Source organism: Streptomyces sp. NPDC102258, from assembly GCF_055584685.1.
Window position 1 is genome coordinate 20,901 of record NZ_JBVJLO010000009.1, and the last position, 16,261, is coordinate 37,161.

At 72.4% G+C, this 16,261-nt stretch carries 15 protein-coding genes; 5 read left to right on the top strand and 10 right to left on the bottom strand.

Annotation, left to right across the window (positions count from 1 at the left end; genetic code table 11):
• Nucleotides 1–77: 77 nt before the first annotated feature.
• Nucleotides 78–1,862 (bottom strand): arginine--tRNA ligase, encoded by a 1,785-nt coding sequence (gene argS / locus ACZ6ZT_RS16905; RefSeq protein ID WP_469720159.1) that lies wholly within the window; start codon nt 1,860–1,862, stop codon nt 78–80.
• Between the two features lie 179 nt (nt 1,863–2,041).
• Here argS and lysS point away from each other — a divergent pair, with 179 nt between their 5' ends.
• Complete coding sequence (gene lysS / locus ACZ6ZT_RS16910) at nt 2,042–3,802, top strand: lysine--tRNA ligase (protein WP_469719933.1); 1,761 nt, start codon at nt 2,042–2,044, stop codon at nt 3,800–3,802.
• Nucleotides 3,803–3,879: 77 nt separating this feature from the next.
• Here lysS and ACZ6ZT_RS16915 read toward each other — a convergent pair whose 3' ends face one another.
• The 3 genes from ACZ6ZT_RS16915 to ACZ6ZT_RS16925 form a co-directional block, all read right to left on the bottom strand.
• A complete protein-coding gene (locus tag ACZ6ZT_RS16915) occupies nt 3,880–5,220 on the bottom strand; it encodes a DUF2637 domain-containing protein (protein WP_469719934.1) in 1,341 nt (446 codons plus the stop codon).
• Nucleotides 5,221–5,314: 94 nt separating this feature from the next.
• The gene (locus ACZ6ZT_RS16920; protein WP_469719935.1) at nt 5,315–6,130 is read right to left on the bottom strand and encodes a DUF3558 domain-containing protein; all 816 of its coding nucleotides are present in this window, start codon (nt 6,128–6,130) and stop codon (nt 5,315–5,317) included.
• 111 nt (nt 6,131–6,241) lie between these two features.
• Complete coding sequence (locus ACZ6ZT_RS16925; RefSeq protein WP_469719936.1) at nt 6,242–7,120, bottom strand: DUF3558 domain-containing protein; 879 nt, start codon at nt 7,118–7,120, stop codon at nt 6,242–6,244.
• A gap of 187 nt (nt 7,121–7,307) precedes the next feature.
• On the opposite strand from ACZ6ZT_RS16925, the gene ACZ6ZT_RS16930 reads away from it, so the two are divergent.
• Complete coding sequence (locus ACZ6ZT_RS16930; RefSeq protein WP_469719937.1) at nt 7,308–8,501, top strand: RtcB family protein; 1,194 nt, start codon at nt 7,308–7,310, stop codon at nt 8,499–8,501.
• 56 nt (nt 8,502–8,557) lie between these two features.
• On the opposite strand, the gene ACZ6ZT_RS16935 is transcribed toward ACZ6ZT_RS16930, so the two are convergent.
• Nucleotides 8,558–9,325: an SDR family NAD(P)-dependent oxidoreductase gene (locus ACZ6ZT_RS16935; protein WP_469719938.1), complete on the bottom strand. Its 768-nt coding sequence runs from the start codon at nt 9,323–9,325 to the stop codon at nt 8,558–8,560.
• A gap of 71 nt (nt 9,326–9,396) precedes the next feature.
• Entirely contained in the window at nt 9,397–9,729 is a 333-nt protein-coding gene (locus ACZ6ZT_RS16940) for a YnfA family protein (RefSeq protein ID WP_469719939.1), read from the bottom strand.
• A 116-nt stretch (nt 9,730–9,845) separates the two neighbouring features.
• Here ACZ6ZT_RS16940 and ACZ6ZT_RS16945 point away from each other — a divergent pair, with 116 nt between their 5' ends.
• A complete protein-coding gene (locus tag ACZ6ZT_RS16945) occupies nt 9,846–10,331 on the top strand; it encodes a hypothetical protein (protein ID WP_469719940.1) in 486 nt (161 codons plus the stop codon).
• Here the strand turns inward: ACZ6ZT_RS16945 and ACZ6ZT_RS16950 are convergent.
• From ACZ6ZT_RS16950 to ACZ6ZT_RS16965, 4 genes are all read right to left on the bottom strand, one after another.
• On the bottom strand, nt 10,319–11,986 hold the full coding sequence (locus tag ACZ6ZT_RS16950; protein WP_469719941.1) for an FAD-dependent oxidoreductase: 1,668 nt from the start codon (nt 11,984–11,986) through the stop codon (nt 10,319–10,321). The two genes, ACZ6ZT_RS16945 and ACZ6ZT_RS16950, sit on opposite strands and share 13 nt — an antisense overlap.
• Nucleotides 11,987–12,025: 39 nt before the next feature.
• Nucleotides 12,026–12,763, bottom strand: coding sequence for a Mut7-C RNAse domain-containing protein (locus ACZ6ZT_RS16955; protein WP_469719942.1), 738 nt, complete (start codon nt 12,761–12,763; stop codon nt 12,026–12,028).
• A 106-nt stretch (nt 12,764–12,869) separates the two neighbouring features.
• Complete coding sequence (locus ACZ6ZT_RS16960; RefSeq protein ID WP_469719943.1) at nt 12,870–13,373, bottom strand: GNAT family N-acetyltransferase; 504 nt, start codon at nt 13,371–13,373, stop codon at nt 12,870–12,872.
• The gene (locus ACZ6ZT_RS16965) at nt 13,370–13,990 is read right to left on the bottom strand and encodes a hypothetical protein (RefSeq protein WP_469719944.1); all 621 of its coding nucleotides are present in this window, start codon (nt 13,988–13,990) and stop codon (nt 13,370–13,372) included. The genes ACZ6ZT_RS16960 and ACZ6ZT_RS16965 overlap by 4 nt, the downstream gene beginning before the upstream one ends.
• A 133-nt stretch (nt 13,991–14,123) precedes the next feature.
• On the opposite strand from ACZ6ZT_RS16965, the gene hemL reads away from it, so the two are divergent.
• Nucleotides 14,124–15,446, top strand: coding sequence for a glutamate-1-semialdehyde 2,1-aminomutase (hemL, locus tag ACZ6ZT_RS16970; protein ID WP_469719945.1), 1,323 nt, complete (start codon nt 14,124–14,126; stop codon nt 15,444–15,446).
• Nucleotides 15,443–16,117, top strand: a complete 675-nt coding sequence (locus ACZ6ZT_RS16975; protein WP_469719946.1) for a histidine phosphatase family protein — start codon at nt 15,443–15,445, stop codon at nt 16,115–16,117. Before hemL ends, ACZ6ZT_RS16975 begins: the two co-directional genes overlap by 4 nt.
• Nucleotides 16,118–16,261: the final 144 nt, after the last annotated feature.

The window sequence follows — 16,261 nt, forward strand, 5'->3', positions numbered from 1 at the left end:
CGCATGGCCCGGCAACGGCAAGCCCCGTCCGCCCGGCATGTGCCGCCGGGCGGAGGTGGCTGTCACACCTGCTGCCGTCAGAGCTTCTCGGGGGTGCGGATGCCGAGGAGGGACATGCCCTTCGAGAGGGTGCGGGCGGTCAGCTCGCACAGGAAGAGCCGGTTCTCCGCGACGGGCTGCTCCGGCTCCGGCTTGATCACCGGGCACTGGTCGTAGAACGTGGTGAACAGCGAGGACAGCTGGTACAGGTACGCGGCCAGCTTGTGCGGCGCGTACTCGGACGCGGCCTCCGCCAGCAGCGCGCCGAAGCCGTCCAGGTGCAGGCCCAGCGCCCGCTCGGCCGGCGCCAGCGCCAGCTCCGGGTGCGCGAGCGGCCCGCGCTCGCCGGCCTTGCGCAGGATGGAGCGGATGCGCGCGTACGCGTACTGGAGGTAGACGGAGGTGTCGCCGTTGAGCGAGACCATCTGGTCCAGGTCGAACTTGTAGTCGCGCGCGGCCGAGGTGGACAGGTCGGCGTACTTCACCGCGCCGATGCCCACGTACCGGCCGTTCTCGACGATCTCCGCCTCCGTCAGGCCCACCTTCTCGGCCTTCTCCCGGACCACGGCCGTCGCCCGCTCCACCGCCTCGTCCAGCAGGTCCACCAGCCGCACCGTCTCGCCCTCACGGGTCTTGAACGGCTTGCCGTCCTTGCCGAGGACCGTGCCGAAGGCCAGCTGGACGGCCTTGACCCCGTCGTTCAGCCAGCCGGCCCGGCGGGCCGTCTCGAAGACCATCTTGAAGTGCAGCGCCTGCCGCGCGTCCACCACGTAGATGAGGGTGTCGGCCTTCAGGTTGCCGACGCGGTCGCGGATCGCGGACAGGTCGGTCGCCGCGTAGCCGAAGCCGCCGTCCGACTTCTGCACGATCAGCGGGGTCGGGTTGCCGTCCGGGCCCTTGTACTCGTCGAAGAACACGCACAGCGCGCCGTTGGAGCGGACGGCGACGCCCGACTTCTCCAGCAGCTCGCAGGTCTGCGTCAGCATGTCGTTGTAGCCGGACTCGCCGACCACGTCCGGGTCCTGGATGTCCATGTCCAGCTTGTTGAAGACGGAGTAGAAGTAGATCTTCGACTCGTCCACGAACCGCTGCCACAGGGCGAGGGTCTCCGGCTCGCCGGCCTGGAGGTCGACCACCCGGGCGCGGGCCCGCGTCTTGAACTCCTCGTCGGAGTCGAAGAGCGCGCGCGAGGCCTTGTAGAGGCGGTTCAGGTTCGACATGGCCTCCTCACCGGAAGCCTGGTCGTCGGCGGAGCCGCTCTTGTGGTCCAGCTCGTGCGGGTGCTCCAGCAGGTACTGGATGAGCATGCCGAACTGGGTGCCCCAGTCGCCGATGTGGTGGCGGCGGACCACCTTCTCGCCCGTGAACTCCAGGATCTCCACCATCGCCGCGCCGATGACGGCCGAGCGCAGGTGGCCGACGTGCATCTCCTTCGCGACGTTCGGCTGCGCGTAGTCGATCACCGTGGTGCCGGCCGACGGCGACAGCGGCACGCCGAGACGGTCGTCGGCGGCGCGGGCGGCCAGGGTCTCGACGATCGCGCGGTCGCTGACCGTGATGTTGAGGAAGCCGGGGCCCGAGACCTCGATCTCCTTGATCAGGTCCTCGGCGCCGGTCGCCATGCCCTCGACCACGGTCGTCGCCAGCTCGCGCGGGTTGGCCTTCGCCTTCTTCGCGAGCGCCAGGATGCCGTTGGCCTGGAAGTCGGCCCGGTCGCTTCGTCGCAGCAGCGGGTCGGCCGCACCGGCCTCCGGCAGGGCGGAGGCGAGGGCGTCCGCGACGCGCTGTTCGACGGAGGAAGCGAGGGAAGGGACCGAGGCCATGAGCTGCCGTTCCTGTGAGGTGGTGTCCGGGGCCGCGCCCGGACGTTCCGACAAGTGCCGAGTATCCCACGAGGGGCCTGCCCGCTTCTTTCGATATCACGGGCCGGAAGCAACCCCGGAGCGGCCCGTTCCGTCTGGGAGAATGGCCGAAGCCAGCATTCGAGATAGAAGGACGTGTCGTGGCTCAGAGCGCCCAGAGCAGCACAGAGACCGACTGGGTCTCCCGTTTCGCGGACGAGGTCATCGCCGAGGCGGAGCGCCGAGCCCCGGGCGCGACGTCATCGGCCGCCACCGCTGCGGGCGTCGTCGTCGCGTCCGGGCTCTCCCCCTCCGGCCCGATCCACCTCGGCAACCTCCGCGAGGTCATGACCCCGCACCTGGTCGCGGACGAGATCCGCCGCCGGGGCATCCGGGTCCGCCACCTCATCTCCTGGGACGACTACGACCGCTACCGCAAGGTCCCGGCCGGCGTCCCCGGCATCGACGAGTCCTGGGCCGAGCACATCGGCAAGCCGCTGACCTCCGTACCCGCCCCCGCCGGGTCCGCGTACCCGAACTGGGCCGAGCACTTCAAGGCCGCCATGGTCGAGGCGCTGGCCGAGCTGGGCGTCGAGTACGACCCCATCAGCCAGACCGAGCAGTACACCTCCGGCGCCTACCGCGAGCAGATCCTGCACGCGATGAAGCACCGCGGCGACATCGACGCCGTCCTCGACCAGTACCGCACCAAGCAGAAGCCGGGCGGCAAGAAGCCCCAGCAGAAGCAGGCCGACGAGGCCGAGCTGGAGGCCGCCGAGGGTTCCGGCGCCGCCGCCGAGGACGACGGCAGCAGCGCCGAGGGCGGCTACTTCCCGTACAAGCCGTACTGCGGGCAGTGCGGCAAGGACTTCACCAAGGTCACCGCGTACGACGACGAGACCACCGAGCTGACCTACGTCTGCGCCGAGGACGAGTTCACCGAGACGGTCAAGCTCTCCGAGTTCAACCGCGGCAAGCTGGTCTGGAAGGTCGACTGGCCGATGCGCTGGGCCTACGAGGGCGTGGTCTTCGAGCCCTCCGGCGTCGACCACTCCTCGCCCGGCTCGTCCTTCCAGGTCGGCGGCCAGATCGTGCACATCTTCGGCGGCGAGCAGCCGATCGGCCCGATGTACGCCTTCGTCGGCATCAGCGGCATGGCCAAGATGTCCTCCTCGAAGGGCGGGGTTCCCACCCCGGCCGACGCGCTGAAGATCATGGAACCGCAGCTGCTGCGCTGGCTCTACGCCCGCCGCCGCCCCAACCAGTCCTTCAAGATCGCCTTCGACCAGGAGATCCAGCGGCTCTACGACGAGTGGGACAAGCTGGAGGCCAAGGTCGCCGACGGCTCCGTGCTGCCGGCCGACGCCGCCGCGCACAGCCGCGCCGCCCGCGTCGCCTCGCACGAACTGCCCCGCACCCCGCGCCCGCTGCCCTACCGCACGCTCGCGTCGGTCGTGGACATCACCGCCGGGCACGACGAGCAGACCCTGCGCATCCTGACCGACCTGGACCCGGCGCAGCCGCTGGCCTCCCTGGACGAGGTCCGCCCGCGCCTGGACCGCGCCGAGAACTGGATCACCAGCCAGGTCCCGGCCGACCAGCGCACCCTCGTACGCGAGGACCCCGACACCGAGCTGCTGTCCTCCCTGGACGACGCCGGGCGGGAGTCCCTGCGGCGGCTGCTGGAGGGCCTCGACGCGCACTGGTCGCTCGACGGACTCACCACCCTCGTCTACGGCGTGCCCAAGGTGATGGCCGGGCTGGAGCCCGACGCCAAGCCGACGCCGGAGCTGAAGGTCGCGCAGCGCGAGTTCTTCGCCCTGCTGTACCGCCTGCTCGTGACCCGGGAGACCGGGCCGCGCCTGCCCACCCTGCTCCTCGCCGTGGGCGCGGACCGGGTGCGCAAGCTGCTCGCGGTCTGAGACGCGGCGAAGGGCCCGTACCCCTCGGGGTGCGGGCCCTTCCGGCTGTCCGGGGCGGGGCGGTGTGGGGGCCGGGTTTACGGGATGTGCTCGTTCTCCAGGTCGCGCTGGTAGCGCTGCTTCAGCTCGGGCATCAGCCGGCTGATCGTCCGGAAGGCCAGCGGGTGCGTGATCCCGTGCCGGTCCGAGAGGTATATGTCGACCTGCTCGGGGCTCGGGACCTTGCCGTTCTCCTCGATGTACGTCCGGAAGACCTCGTACGCCGCCTCGCGGAACTTCACCTCGTCGAGGTCGGCCGCGGCACCGGTCTCCGTCCCCGGTTCGAGGCGCGGGGACGGCAGCCGCTCCTGGACGGGCTGCTCCGGCGGCTGCGGGCCCTGAACCGGCTGCTCCACCGACTGCTGCTCCGCCGGCTGCGGGCCCTGCGCGGGCTCTTCCTCCGGACCCGCCGGGGGCATCACCGGGGTCGGCTCCAGGCCCTCCACGTACTGCGGGTTGTAGCCGCCCTCGTACGCCGCCTGCGGGGCCAGCGGCGCCGCGAACCAGGCGCTGTTGTGCGCGGCGGGCATCGCCGTCGGCTCCACCGCGAAGGGCGGCGGGGCGTGCGTCACCGGCGCCACCGGCGTCACCGCCGCCGCCGGAGCGGGCGGCGCGGCCTGCGGTTGCGGGCCCTCGGCCCCGGCCGCCGCCTCCAGCGCGGGCGCCTGCGCCGCCGGGGGCAGCAGCGCCGGGTCGATGCCCGCCGCCGCCAGCCCCTCCGGGGCCGTCTGCGACAGCGGCACGCCGATCCGCGCCAGCCGCAGCGGCATCAGCGCCTCCACCGGCGCCTTGCGCCGCCACGCCCGCCCGAAGCGGGCCTGGAGCCGCGCCTGGTAGATCAGGCGGTCCTGCTCCATGCCGACCGCCTGCTCGTACGAGCGCAGCTCCCACAGCTTCATCCGGCGCCACAGCTTGAACGTGGGCACCGGCGAGAGCAGCCAGCGCGTGATGCGCACGCCCTCCATGTGCCGGTCCGCGGTGATGTCCGCGATCCGGCCGACCGCGTGCCGGGCCGCCTCCACCGTGACCACGAACAGGACCGGGATCACCGCGTGCATGCCCACGCCCAGCGGGTCCGGCCACGCGGCGGCGCCGTTGAACGCGATCGTCGCCGCCGTCAGCAGCCACGCGGTCTGACGCAGCAAGGGGAACGGGATCCGGATCCACGTCAGCAGCAGGTCCAGCGCCAGCAGCACGCAGATGCCCATGTCGATGCCGATCGGGAACACCAGCGAGAAAGTGCCGAAGCCTTTCTTCAGCGCCAGCGCGCGCACGGCGGCGTACGATCCCGCGAAACCGATGCCCGCGATGACCACGGCACCGGCGACCACGACACCGATGAGTATCCGGTGCGTACGAGTCAGCTGCATCGCGGCCACCCGTGATCCCCCTTCCCCTTGTCGAGCTACGGCAGGCACAGCGTACGGGTGACAGCGCGTCACCCGTTCCGGAGGGGCCCTTACCGCCCGTCGTCTACTGCTCCGGGGTAGCGGACCCCGACGGCGACGCCGAACCGGAAGGCGAAGCGGAACCGGAGGGGGCCTGCTCGGGGGCGGCGTCGCCCTTGTTCGCGGAGTCGACGGAGGCCACCGTCTCCCGGGCCGCCGCGACGGCGTCCTGGAGCAGCTTCGCCTGGTCCGGGGCGCCGGCACCCTCGTACGCGGCACCGTTGTAGTCGAGCGTGATGACCACGTTGTGGGTGCGGACCACCACGGTGGTGTTGAGGAAGTCCACGTCCTTCTTCACGCCGTAGACGACCGAGGAGCCCTGGTCGCCCACCCCGCCGGCCTGCTCCACCTTGACGTCGTGCGCGCCCTCGGTGCTCTTCGCCAGCTCGATCTGCTTGGTGTACTGCTCCTCGGCGCGCTTGTCGCCGCTGCCGAGGGTGGCGTGCGAGTCGTAGCGCACCAGGGAGACGGACAGCCAGCGGTACTGCGACCCCTTGGTGCCGTCCGTCTGGAGGCCGTTCCAGGAGCAGCTGGCGCGGTTGGCGAGGTCGTTCGACTTCGCGGCCGTGCCGTTCTTCTCCTTCGCCTCCGGAACGAAGGACTCTATGCTCTTCGCCGCGATCGACTTGCAGGGGTCGGGCAGCTTCGCGAACGCCACCTTCTCCAGCTCGACCGGGGTCTTCGCACCCGGCTTGGAGGGCGCGGACGCGGAGGCCTTCTTGCCGGAGTCCGAGCCCGAGGACTTCTCCGAGTCGGACGAGCAGCCGGCGGCGGTGAGGACCACCGGGACGACGGCTGCGCAGGCGATGACACGGGTGAGACGCGAGGCTGATCGGTGCATGGTTCCTTCAGACGTAGGGGTCGATTACGGGCGCGGGACCCGGGCAACGGTAGCCCGACCGGGCACCCGGATGCTGTGCGCGCCGTCACGGACGCCCTGCGGGCGGGGCCGTCAGTCGTTGAAGCGCTCGGCCAGGGCCTCCGCCAACTGGCGTGCCTTGTCCTGCGTTTCCGCACTTGAGGGGATGGTTCCGGGCCCGGAGGGCTGCACGCTGTACTCGACGGTGACGAGGACGTTCGAGGTACGGAACACGATCCGGACCGTCCGCGACTGGGCGGCGGTCGCCCCGGCCGCGCTCAGCTTGTCGTCGAGGTACGCCTCGCTCCCGAGCCCCTCCAGCACGCGTGAGCCGAGCTCGGGCGGGGCGCTGGGCGAGGCGGAACCGGAGCCGGAAGCGGAGGGGGAGGGGGAGGTGATGGCGGGCGCTTCGGTGCCGGGGCTCGCGGGCGGGGCCGCCGGGGAGGGCGGGGCGGCCGGAGCCGATGTCACCGGGGACCCGCTCGGAGTCGTCACCGGACCGGGGAAGGGCAGGTGGGCGTCCGTCAGGCGGCGCACGAACACCGAGTGCGCCTTGTCGTCGTCGCTCGCGGCCGACCGGTCGTACGAGACCACGCGCTCGAAGACCACCGACAGCAGCAGGGTCCCCTCGGGCGCCTGCGCGCTCCAGTGGCAGCCGACGTGCCGGTCCGCGTCGAAGGAGGGGTCGGCGGTCCCGGCGTAGAGCTGCTCGCGCTGCTCGGTGGTCAGGGAGTCGGCGGCCGGGAGCATGGCCTTGAGCCGCTTCGCGTCGGCGGCCTTGCAGGGCTGGGGCAGGCTGCGGTACTTGCCCGGCTGGGCGGGGGCGGCGGAGCTCCCGCCGCCCTTCTGGTCGCTGGTCGTCCCGATACCGCCGCCGTCGGTGCACCCGGCGAGGCCGGTCACACCGGCCGCGAGGGCGGTGACCATCGCGATGCCCGGCAGGACCCGTCGGCGTACCGCCTTGCGCTCCACGTCCACTGGCTCCCTTGGTTCCCTTGGGAAAATCCGTTGCCGCGACTTGGGCGCGGATGGACACAATGTCTATCGCACACGCTGGTGCCGGCGCCGGTTCCCTGACTGCTTTGGGGCCATGAGCGAGGCTTTTTGCGTATTCCGACTTTTCTATGACTTTCTTGGGTTTTCGGGGGATTGACGCCTTATGTCGTATGTAGAGGTATCCGGGGCCAACGTCCCGATCCGGATGTGGACGGATCCGGCGTCGGTCGAGGACAGCGCCATGCGGCAGTTGCAGAACACGGCGGGCCTGCCGTGGATCAAGGGCCTGGCCGTGATGCCGGACGTGCACTACGGCAAGGGCGCCACGGTCGGTTCGGTGATCGCGATGAAGGACGCGGTCTGCCCGGCGGCGGTCGGCGTCGACATCGGCTGCGGCATGTCGGCGGTCAAGACCTCCCTCACGGCGAACGACCTCCCCGGCGACCTCTCGAAGCTCCGCTCCCGCATCGAGCAGGCCATCCCGGTGGGCGCGGGACTCCACAAGGAGGCGGTGGATCCGGGGCGGCTGTACGGGTTCTCGGCGCAGGGGTACGAGGACTTCTGGAAGCGCTTCGACCACCTCACGGATGCGGTCAAGTTCCGCCAGGAGCGCGCCACCAAGCAGATCGGAACGCTCGGATCCGGTAATCACTTCATCGAATTCTGTCTCGATGAGTCAGGTTCGGTCTGGCTCATGCTGCACTCCGGCTCCCGGAACATCGGCAACGAGCTCGCCGCCCACCACATCGGCGTGGCCCGGGGGCTGTCGCACAACGAGGGCCTGGTCGATCGCGACCTGGCGGTCTTCCTCGCCGCGACGCCGGAGATGGAGGCGTACCGCAACGACCTGTTCTGGGCGCAGGAGTACGCGAAGTACAACCGCGCAGCCATGATGAGCCTCTTCAAGGAGGTCGTCCGCAAGGATTTCCGCAAGGCGAAGGTCTCCTTCGGCCAGGAGATCAGCTGCCACCACAACTACGTGGCGCAGGAGCGGTACGACGGCATGGACCTGCTGGTCACCCGCAAGGGCGCGATCCGCGCGGGCAGCGGCGAGTACGGCATCATCCCGGGCTCGATGGGCGCGGGCTCGTACATCGTCAAGGGCCTCGGCAACGAGAAGTCCTTCAACTCCGCCTCGCACGGCGCGGGCCGCAGGATGAGCCGGACGGCGGCGAAGAAGCGTTTCTCGGCGCGGGACCTCGCGGAGCAGACGCAGGGCGTCGAGTGCCGCAAGGACGCCGGCGTGGTGGACGAGATCCCGGCCGCCTACAAGTCGATCGAGCAGGTCATCGACCAGCAGACCGACCTGGTCGAGGTCGTGGCGAAGCTGAAGCAGGTCATCTGCGTCAAGGGCTGAGGCTTCCCGGATCCACCCGTGCGGGCCCGGGAGGGCCCGCACGGGTGGGGCGGGGGCTACAGGTCGCGGTGGACCTTGGTGTTCGAGGCCTGGGCTCGGGGGCGGACCACCAGGAGGTCGATGTTGACGTGGCTGGGGCGGGTGACGGCCCAGGTGATGGTGTCGGCCACGTCGTCGGCGGACAGCGGGTCCGCGACGCCCTCGTAGACCTTCTCGGCCTTGGCGGCGTCGCCGCGGAAGCGGGTCTTCGCGAACTCCTCCGTCTTGACCATGCCGGGCGCGATCTCGATGACGCGGACCGGCCGGCCGACGATCTCCAGGCGGAGGGTTTCGGCGAGGACGCGGGCGCCGTTCTTGGCGGCGACGTAGCCCGCGCCGCCCTCGTACGTGGAGTGGCCCGCGGTGGAGGACACGACGACCACCGTGCCGTCGCCGCTCGCGGTGAGGGCGGGCAGCAGGGCCTGGGTGACGTGCAGGGTGCCGATGACGTTGACCTCGTACATCGTGCGCCAGTCGGCCGGGTCGCCGGTGGCGACGGGCTCGGCGCCGATGGCTCCGCCGGCGTTGTTGACCAGGACGTCACACCCGTCGAGGGAGGCGGCGAAGGCGTCCACGGCGGCGCGGTCGGTGACGTCGAGGGCGTGGGCGGTGGCCTCGTAACCCGCCTCGGTGAGGTCGGCGGCGAGGGTCTCGATGCGGTCCTTGCGGCGGGCGGTGAGGACGACGTGGTAGCCGGCCGCGGCGAGCTGCCGGGCGGTGGCCGCGCCGATTCCGCTGCTCGCGCCGGTGACTACGGCGGTGGGGGTGGCCGTGCGCGTGCTCATGGGCGGGGCTCCTCGTTCGGTCGTGGGGCTCGTTCGTTCGTACGGGCGAATCCTCGCCAGCATAGGTCGGGTCAGCGGCGCGGCGCGTACATGATCACGGCCATCCCCGCGAGGCAGACGAGGGCGCCGGTGACGTCCCAGCGGTCGGGGCGGTAGCCGTCGGCGACGACGCCCCAGACCAGGGATCCGGCGACGAAGACGCCGCCGTACGCCGCCAGCACGCGGGCGAAGTCGCCCTGCGGCTGGAGGGTGGCGACGCATCCGTACAGGCCGAGGGCGATGACGCCGACGCCGATCCAGGCCCAGCCCCGGTGTTCCCGTACGCCCTGCCAGACCAGCCAGGCGCCGCCGATCTCCAGGACGGCGGCGAGGAGGAAGAGGGCGGCGGAGCGGGCGACGAACATGGCTGGAAGCGTACGCAGCCGGGCGGGCGAATGGGGGTCGGCGCGCCCTCGTTCGTGTGATGGTCCGACCGGGGGGCGGGCGGGGTCGCTAGCGTCCGCGCGAGGAGGTGGTGGCGGTGCGCCGTGGTGCCGTACGGAGTGTGGTGGTGGCGGGCTTGCTGGTGCTGGCCGGGGCCGGGGCCGGTGCGGGGGCCGGGCCGGCGGGTGCGACGACGGGGCCGGAGGCGGACGTGGCCTACCACGGACGGGTGTCCCTGCGCAGCGGGCTGCTGAGGGTGTGGCTGGTCCCGGAGAACGAGGGGCCGTCCGCGGTGCCGAACGCGACGGTGCGGGTGCGGCTGTCGGTGGCCCTCGCGGACCGGCAGGGGCTGCCGGAGGGGTGCGCGCGGGCGGGGCAGCGGGAGGTGGTGTGCGAGACGGGCGCGCTGCCGGAGCACGGCAGGGGGCGGCACATCGGGCTGTCGCTGGCGCTGCGGGAGCGGTCGGAGGAGGTGGTGGTGCGGATCGACACCCTGTGGGACGGCGGGGCGACCGACCGCAACCGCGGCAACAACGAGCCCGTGGTGCTGGCCCTGGACACGGGTGACGGCTACTCCTTCTGAGGGGCGTCCCCGGGCTTTGGTGCCCGCTCGCCGGCCGGTCCGGGCAGCAGCCAGCCGTAGACGGCCGTGGCGAGTTCGGAGTCGGTGGCCCGGGAGGCGCTCCAGGCGATGTAGCCGTCGGGCCGTACGAGGACGCAGCCCGTACGGGTGTCCGTGGCCCAGTGGCGGTGGGCGAGGGGGGCTCCGGGCGGGGTGGCCGCGCCGGGCGGGGTGACGAGGACGAAGTCGCCGGTGCGCAGGGCCTCGTACAGCCGCTCCCCGCCGGCGAGGGCGAGGTCGGGGGCGCGGCGGCCGGCAGGGGAGGGGCGGTGGGTGCCGGGCGGCGGCGGGTAGGCGATGCCGGTGCCGGAGATGAGGCCGAGGGCGCGGTCCTGGGCGGGGCCGACGCGGGACAGCAGGCCGGCGCCGAGGGCGCGGGCGGCGCGGCGGGCGGGGCCGCGGGCCATGACGGCGCGGACGAGGGCGCCGCTGACGCGCAGGACGGTGCGGCCGACGGGGTGGCGTTCGCGCTGGTAGCTGTCGAGGAGGGCTTCCGGGTCGGGGCTGCGGCCGTGGAGGACGGCGGCGAGTTTCCAGGAGAGGTTGGCGGCGTCCTGGAGCCCGGTGTTCATGCCGAGGCCGCCGGCGGGGGAGTGGACGTGGGCGGCGTCGCCGGCGAGGAAGACGCGGCCGACGCGGTAGTGGGGGACCTGGCGTTCGTCGCTGTGGAAGCGGGACATCCAGCGGGGGTCGTGGATGCCGTGGTCGGTGCCGAGGGCGTCGCGGAGGATGGCGCGGAGTTCGTCGAGGGCGACGGGGTCGGTGTCGGCGGCGCGGGCGTCGCGGCGCCAGCCGATGGCGCGGTACCAGCCGTCGCCGAAGGGGACGAGGAAACCGAAGGCGTCGGCACTGCCGTTGGCGGCGAGGAGGTCCTCGGGCGGGTCGGTGACGCGGACGTCGGCGAGGACCATGGAGCGGACGACGGCCTGGCCGGGGAAGGGGAGGCCGAGGGTCTGGCGGACGGTGGAGCGGACGCCGTCGGCGCCGACGACGTGGCGGGCGTGGATGCGGCGGGCGGGGCCTTGGGGGTTGGTGCCGGTGCCGGTGTCGGTGCTGGTGGGGGCGCCGGCCGGGGCGCCGGTGGAGGCGCCGTTGGGGGTGGCGGGGCGGACGTCGAGGGTGACCGTGTCCTGGCCCTGGAGCAGGCCGGTTACCTGACTGTCGTACTGGATGTGCACCCCTGTGGACAACGCGCGGCGTTCCAGGAGTTTCTCTGTCTCATATTGAGGGGTGATGAGCAGGAACGGGTAGCGCGAGCGCAGGCGTTGGAGGGTGAGGGCAGTGGAGCCGAAGGGGCGTACGCGGTCGATGGGGCGGCCGGTGGAGACGAGTTCGTCCGCGAGGCCGCGCGCGTCGAGCAGTTCGAGGGTGCGGGCGTGCACGGCGAAGGCGCGGGTGAGGTTGGCCGCCGTCCGCGGGCGGCGTTCGACGAGGGTGACGGAGAGTCCGGCGGCGGCGAGGTCACCGGCGAGCAGGAGCCCGGTGGGCCCGGCGCCGACGACCGCGACGTCGACCACGTCCCGGGGGCCGGCCGGGCCTGCTCCGGCCCGTGCTGCTCCGGCTTCCGTCCGTGCTGCTCCTGCTGCTGCGTGCCTGGTTTCGTCAGCGGCGGTCATGTCCGGAGAGTCTGCCAGCCGGGCCCCACCGGGGGTGGGTCACGCGGCGGCGCCGTCACCGAATTCGGCCACGGCCTCGTCCACGAGCCGTTCCAGGCGGGCGTGGTGGGCGCCGCGCCAGTAGACGCGTTCGCAGTCGGTGCACTGGGCGAAGACGTCATAGGAGCGCTGGGTGCCGTGTTGGAGGCGGTCGCCCACGCTGTCCTTGTCGGCGGCGCGCAGGGGGCCGTTGCAGGCGGTGCAGCGGGTCCAGGGCGCGAGGGCGGGGGCGAACCGGCCGAGGACGTCGCGGACTTGCTCGTCCGGGTTGTCGCTGTAGACGTACGCGCCGGCGAAGAGCTCGCGGCGGCGCAGCAGGCCGCGGTCGCGGGAGAGGAGGACGCGGCGTTCGGCGGCGGAGCGGGTGGCGAGGGCGGGGTCGCCGATGTCCTCGTTCTCGTAGGCGGCGTCGACGCCGAGGAGGCGCAGGCGGCGGGCGAGGGTGCCGAGGTGGACGTCGAGGAGGAAGCGCAGCGGGGCCCCGGGTACGTGCTGGGGGCGGTCGACGCCGAACACCTCGACGGACTGGCCGGCTTGGGGCACGTACGAGACGGGCACCTCGTGGCCGTCGACGAGGAGACGGCCGACCTCGGTGAGTGGGACGCCGGCCGATTCGACGACGTGGCCGAGGCTGGAGGCGCCGTCGGTGGCGGTCGGTACGCGTTCCGCGCGCCGGCTGGGCGAGGTGAAGAGGCGCAGTTCGGGGGCGAGGGTGAGCTGAATGCCGGGACCGTTCACGGTCCCAGCATGCCATTGGGGGGTGGGATGGCGCGGCCGATTCAGCGGCTGTCCGCGGTGACCCGGTCGCAGCCTTTGAGGCGGGGTAGTGGCCGGGCAAGGACGGTCAGGGCGTCAGTGGCAGGTGCCAGTCGTTGCTGGGGTGGAGGGTGCCCGGGGGGTATTCGAAGGGGGTCGGGCCGAGGTCGGTGAATCCGGCGTGGCGGCAGACGGCGTTCGAGGCGGGGTGGTCGGTGCCGGGGAAGGCGTGCAGGGCGGGGCGGGTGCCGTGGGCGCGGACGTAGGTGACGAGTTCCGCCAGCGCGCCGGACGCCAGGCCGCGGCCCTGGTGCTCCGGGAGCACCGCCCAGCCGGCCTCGTACACCGGCCGGCCGTGCCACTCCCGTTCCCAGAACCCGATCGAGCCGACGGCGACCCCGTCCAGCTCGATCCGGAACATCCGCCCGGCGGACGGCTCCCGCGCGCTCAGGGCCTCGTACCGCCGCTGCCGGTCGGCGAGCTTCTCCGCGGGCTCCGGCCCGCCCAGGTGCGCGGTCATCTCCGGCGTGTTGCACCGCCGCAGCAGCGGGAAATCGGCCGCCGACCACGGCTCCAGGCGTACGCCGGTCACGGCCAGACCAGGCAGTACGGCTGGTGGCCGGCTTCATGGAGGCGGTGGGAGAAGTCCTGCCACTCGTGCAGGAGCTGGTAGACGTTGAAGGCGTCGCGGGGCCCGCCGCGGTCGGGGACCGTCGACCAGATGAAGGCGGCCGCGCCGACGGACTCCTCGCCCACACCGCGCAGCGGGTCGACCACCGTCATCGGCAGCTTCACCACCGCGTAGTCGGGATGCAGCACGACCAGCTCCAGCGGGGGCACCTTGTGCAGAGGTATGCCCTCGATGCCGGTCAGCACCATCGCGGCGACCGTCTCCGGCTTGATCTTGGTGAACAGCCCGCCCATGCCGAGCTCGTCGCCGCCCAGCTCCTCCGGCCGCATCGTCTGCGGCACGCGCGCGGCCGTGGCGCCGTCCGGGGCGCCGAAGTACTTGTACGTCACTCCCATGCCGCGGCCCCTGGGCAGGCCGTCCTCACCGTCCTCGCCGTCGGGCGCCCGGGTGGGCCCCGGTACGGGATCGGCGGCCTCGGCTCCGCGGCGGCGGTGCTTGCCGCGGCGGGCGCGGGCATCACGGGCGCGCTGCGGATCCAGGCCGTCCGTGCCCTCGCCCGGTCCACCACCGCGTTGCATATCTCCACCCGACTGGTATTGCCTGCCCCGGCCCCGCGGCCCCCGCCACGCAGCCTGATCATCATGGCAGTGACCTCCCCCGCGGCGGCGCGGTGAAACGCCCGTCCGCAAGTCTGTCGCGGCCTCTGAGACCATGGCTGGTGTGAGCTACCCGTACCCGTATGAAGCCCCAGTTTCGCAGACGCTCTTCGAGCGCGCGTCCCTCGTGACCCCCGGCGGCGTGAACTCTCCCGTGCGCGCCTTCCGTGCCGTGGGCGGTACGCCCCGGTTCATGGTGTCCGGTACCGGTCCCTATCTGACCGATGCCGACGGGCGCGAGTACGTCGACCTCGTCTGCTCGTGGGGGCCGATGATTCTCGGCCACTCCCACCCCGAGGTGATCGAGGCCGTCCAGGCCGCGGTCGCCCGCGGCACGTCCTTCGGCACGCCCGGCGAGGGCGAGGTCGCCCTCGCCGAGGAGATCGTGGCCCGCGTGGCGCCGGTCGAGCAGGTGCGCCTGGTGTCCTCGGGCACCGAGGCGACCATGTCGGCGATCCGGCTGGCCCGCGGCTTCACCGGCCGCGCCAAGGTCGTCAAGTTCGCCGGCTGCTACCACGGCCACGTCGACGCGCTGCTGGCCGCGGCCGGCTCCGGCCTGGCGACCTTCGCCCTGCCGGACACCCCCGGGGTGACGGGCGCGCAGGCCGGCGACACGATCGTGCTCCCCTACAACGACCTCGACGCGGTCCGGGCGGCCTTCGCCGCGCACCCCGGCGAGATCGCCTGTGTCATCACCGAGGCGGCCCCCGGCAACATGGGCGTGGTCACCCCGGGCGAGGGCTTCAACCAGGGGCTCGCCGACCTGTGCCGGGAGAACGGCGCGCTGTACATCTCCGACGAGGTGATGACCGGATTCCGTACCTCCCGCGCCGGCTGGTACGGCGTGGACGGGGTCAGGCCCGACCTGATGACCTTCGGCAAGGTCATGGGCGGCGGCTTCCCGGCGGCGGCGTTCGGCGGCCGCGCGGACGTCATGGGCCACCTGGCCCCGGCCGGCCCGGTCTACCAGGCGGGCACGCTCTCCGGTAACCCGATCGCCACCGCCGCCGGTCTCGCGCAGCTGCGGCTGCTGGACGACGCGGCGTACGAGAAGGTCGACGCGGTCTCGAAGGAGATCCAGGGCCTGGTGACGGCGGCGCTGGCCAAGGAGGGCGTGGCCCACCGGGTGCAGACCGCGTCCAACATGTTCTCGGTGTTCTTCACCGAGGACGAGGTGCGCGATTACGACGACGCGAAGAAGCAGGAAGCATTCCGCTTCAACGGGTTCTTCCACTCGATGCTGGCGCAGGGCGTCTACCTGCCGCCGTCGGCGTTCGAGTCCTGGTTCGTGTCCACCGCCCACGACGAGCGCGCCATCGAGCGCGTCGCGGCCGCGCTGCCCGCCGCCGCCCGAGCCGCCGCGGAGGCGACCGCATGAGCGACATCACCGTCGTCCACCTGATGCGGCACGGAGAGGTGCACAACCCGGACGGGGTGCTGTACGGGCGCCGGGCCGGGTACCACCTCTCGGAGCTGGGCCGGCAGATGGCCGACCGGGTCGCCGAGCACCTCCAGGACCGGGACGTCACGCACGTGGTGGCCTCCCCGCTGGAGCGGGCGCAGGAGACGGCCGCGCCGATCGCGAAGGTGCACGGCCTGGAGCTGGCGACGGACGGCCGGCTGATCGAGGCGGGCAACGTCTTCGAGGGCAAGACCTTCGGCGTCGGCGACGGCGCGCTGCGCAAGCCGGCGAACTGGAAGCACCTGACGAACCCGTTCAAGCCGTCGTGGGGCGAGCCGTACGTCGAGCAGGTCGTGCGGATGATGAGCGCGATCGAGTCGGCGCGGGACGCGGCGCGCGGGCACGAGGCGGTGGCGGTCAGCCACCAGCTGCCGATCTGGATCGTACGGAGCTTCGCGGAGCGGCGCCGGCTGTGGCACGACCCGCGGCGCCGGCAGTGCACGCTGGCTTCGCTGACGTCGTTCACGTACCAGGGGGACAAGCTGGTGTCGGTGGGCTACAGCGAGCCGGCGCGGGACCTGGTCCCGGCGCACCTGCTGGCCGGGGCGAAGCCGGTGAAGGGGAAGTCGAAGGCCTTCGGGGCGTAGCCCCTGGCCGGGGTGCGCGCCCCCGGGTGCGCCCCGGGGAACGTACGGGCCCGTCCCCCGCCGGGGGCCGGGCCCGTACGCGTCTTCCGGCGGCCGCGCGTCCCGGGAGGCAAAGGCCGGTCATGGCTTGGCCTTTTTTCATAC

Excerpts from the sequence above, each read along its gene's own strand:
- hemL (WP_469719945.1), top strand. The coding sequence starts at position 14,124 with ATGGCTGGTGTGAGCTACCCGTACCCGTATGAAGCCCCAGTTTCGCAG.
- ACZ6ZT_RS16950 (WP_469719941.1), bottom strand. The coding sequence starts at position 11,986 with ATGACCGCCGCTGACGAAACCAGGCACGCAGCAGCAGGAGCAGCACGG.
- ACZ6ZT_RS16965 (WP_469719944.1), bottom strand. The coding sequence starts at position 13,990 with ATGCAACGCGGTGGTGGACCGGGCGAGGGCACGGACGGCCTGGATCCG.
- ACZ6ZT_RS16920 (WP_469719935.1), bottom strand. The coding sequence starts at position 6,130 with ATGCACCGATCAGCCTCGCGTCTCACCCGTGTCATCGCCTGCGCAGCC.
- ACZ6ZT_RS16940 (WP_469719939.1), bottom strand. The coding sequence starts at position 9,729 with ATGTTCGTCGCCCGCTCCGCCGCCCTCTTCCTCCTCGCCGCCGTCCTG.
- ACZ6ZT_RS16975 (WP_469719946.1), top strand. The coding sequence starts at position 15,443 with ATGAGCGACATCACCGTCGTCCACCTGATGCGGCACGGAGAGGTGCAC.
- ACZ6ZT_RS16935 (WP_469719938.1), bottom strand. The coding sequence starts at position 9,325 with ATGAGCACGCGCACGGCCACCCCCACCGCCGTAGTCACCGGCGCGAGC.
- ACZ6ZT_RS16930 (WP_469719937.1), top strand. The coding sequence starts at position 7,308 with ATGTCGTATGTAGAGGTATCCGGGGCCAACGTCCCGATCCGGATGTGG.
- argS (WP_469720159.1), bottom strand. The coding sequence starts at position 1,862 with ATGGCCTCGGTCCCTTCCCTCGCTTCCTCCGTCGAACAGCGCGTCGCG.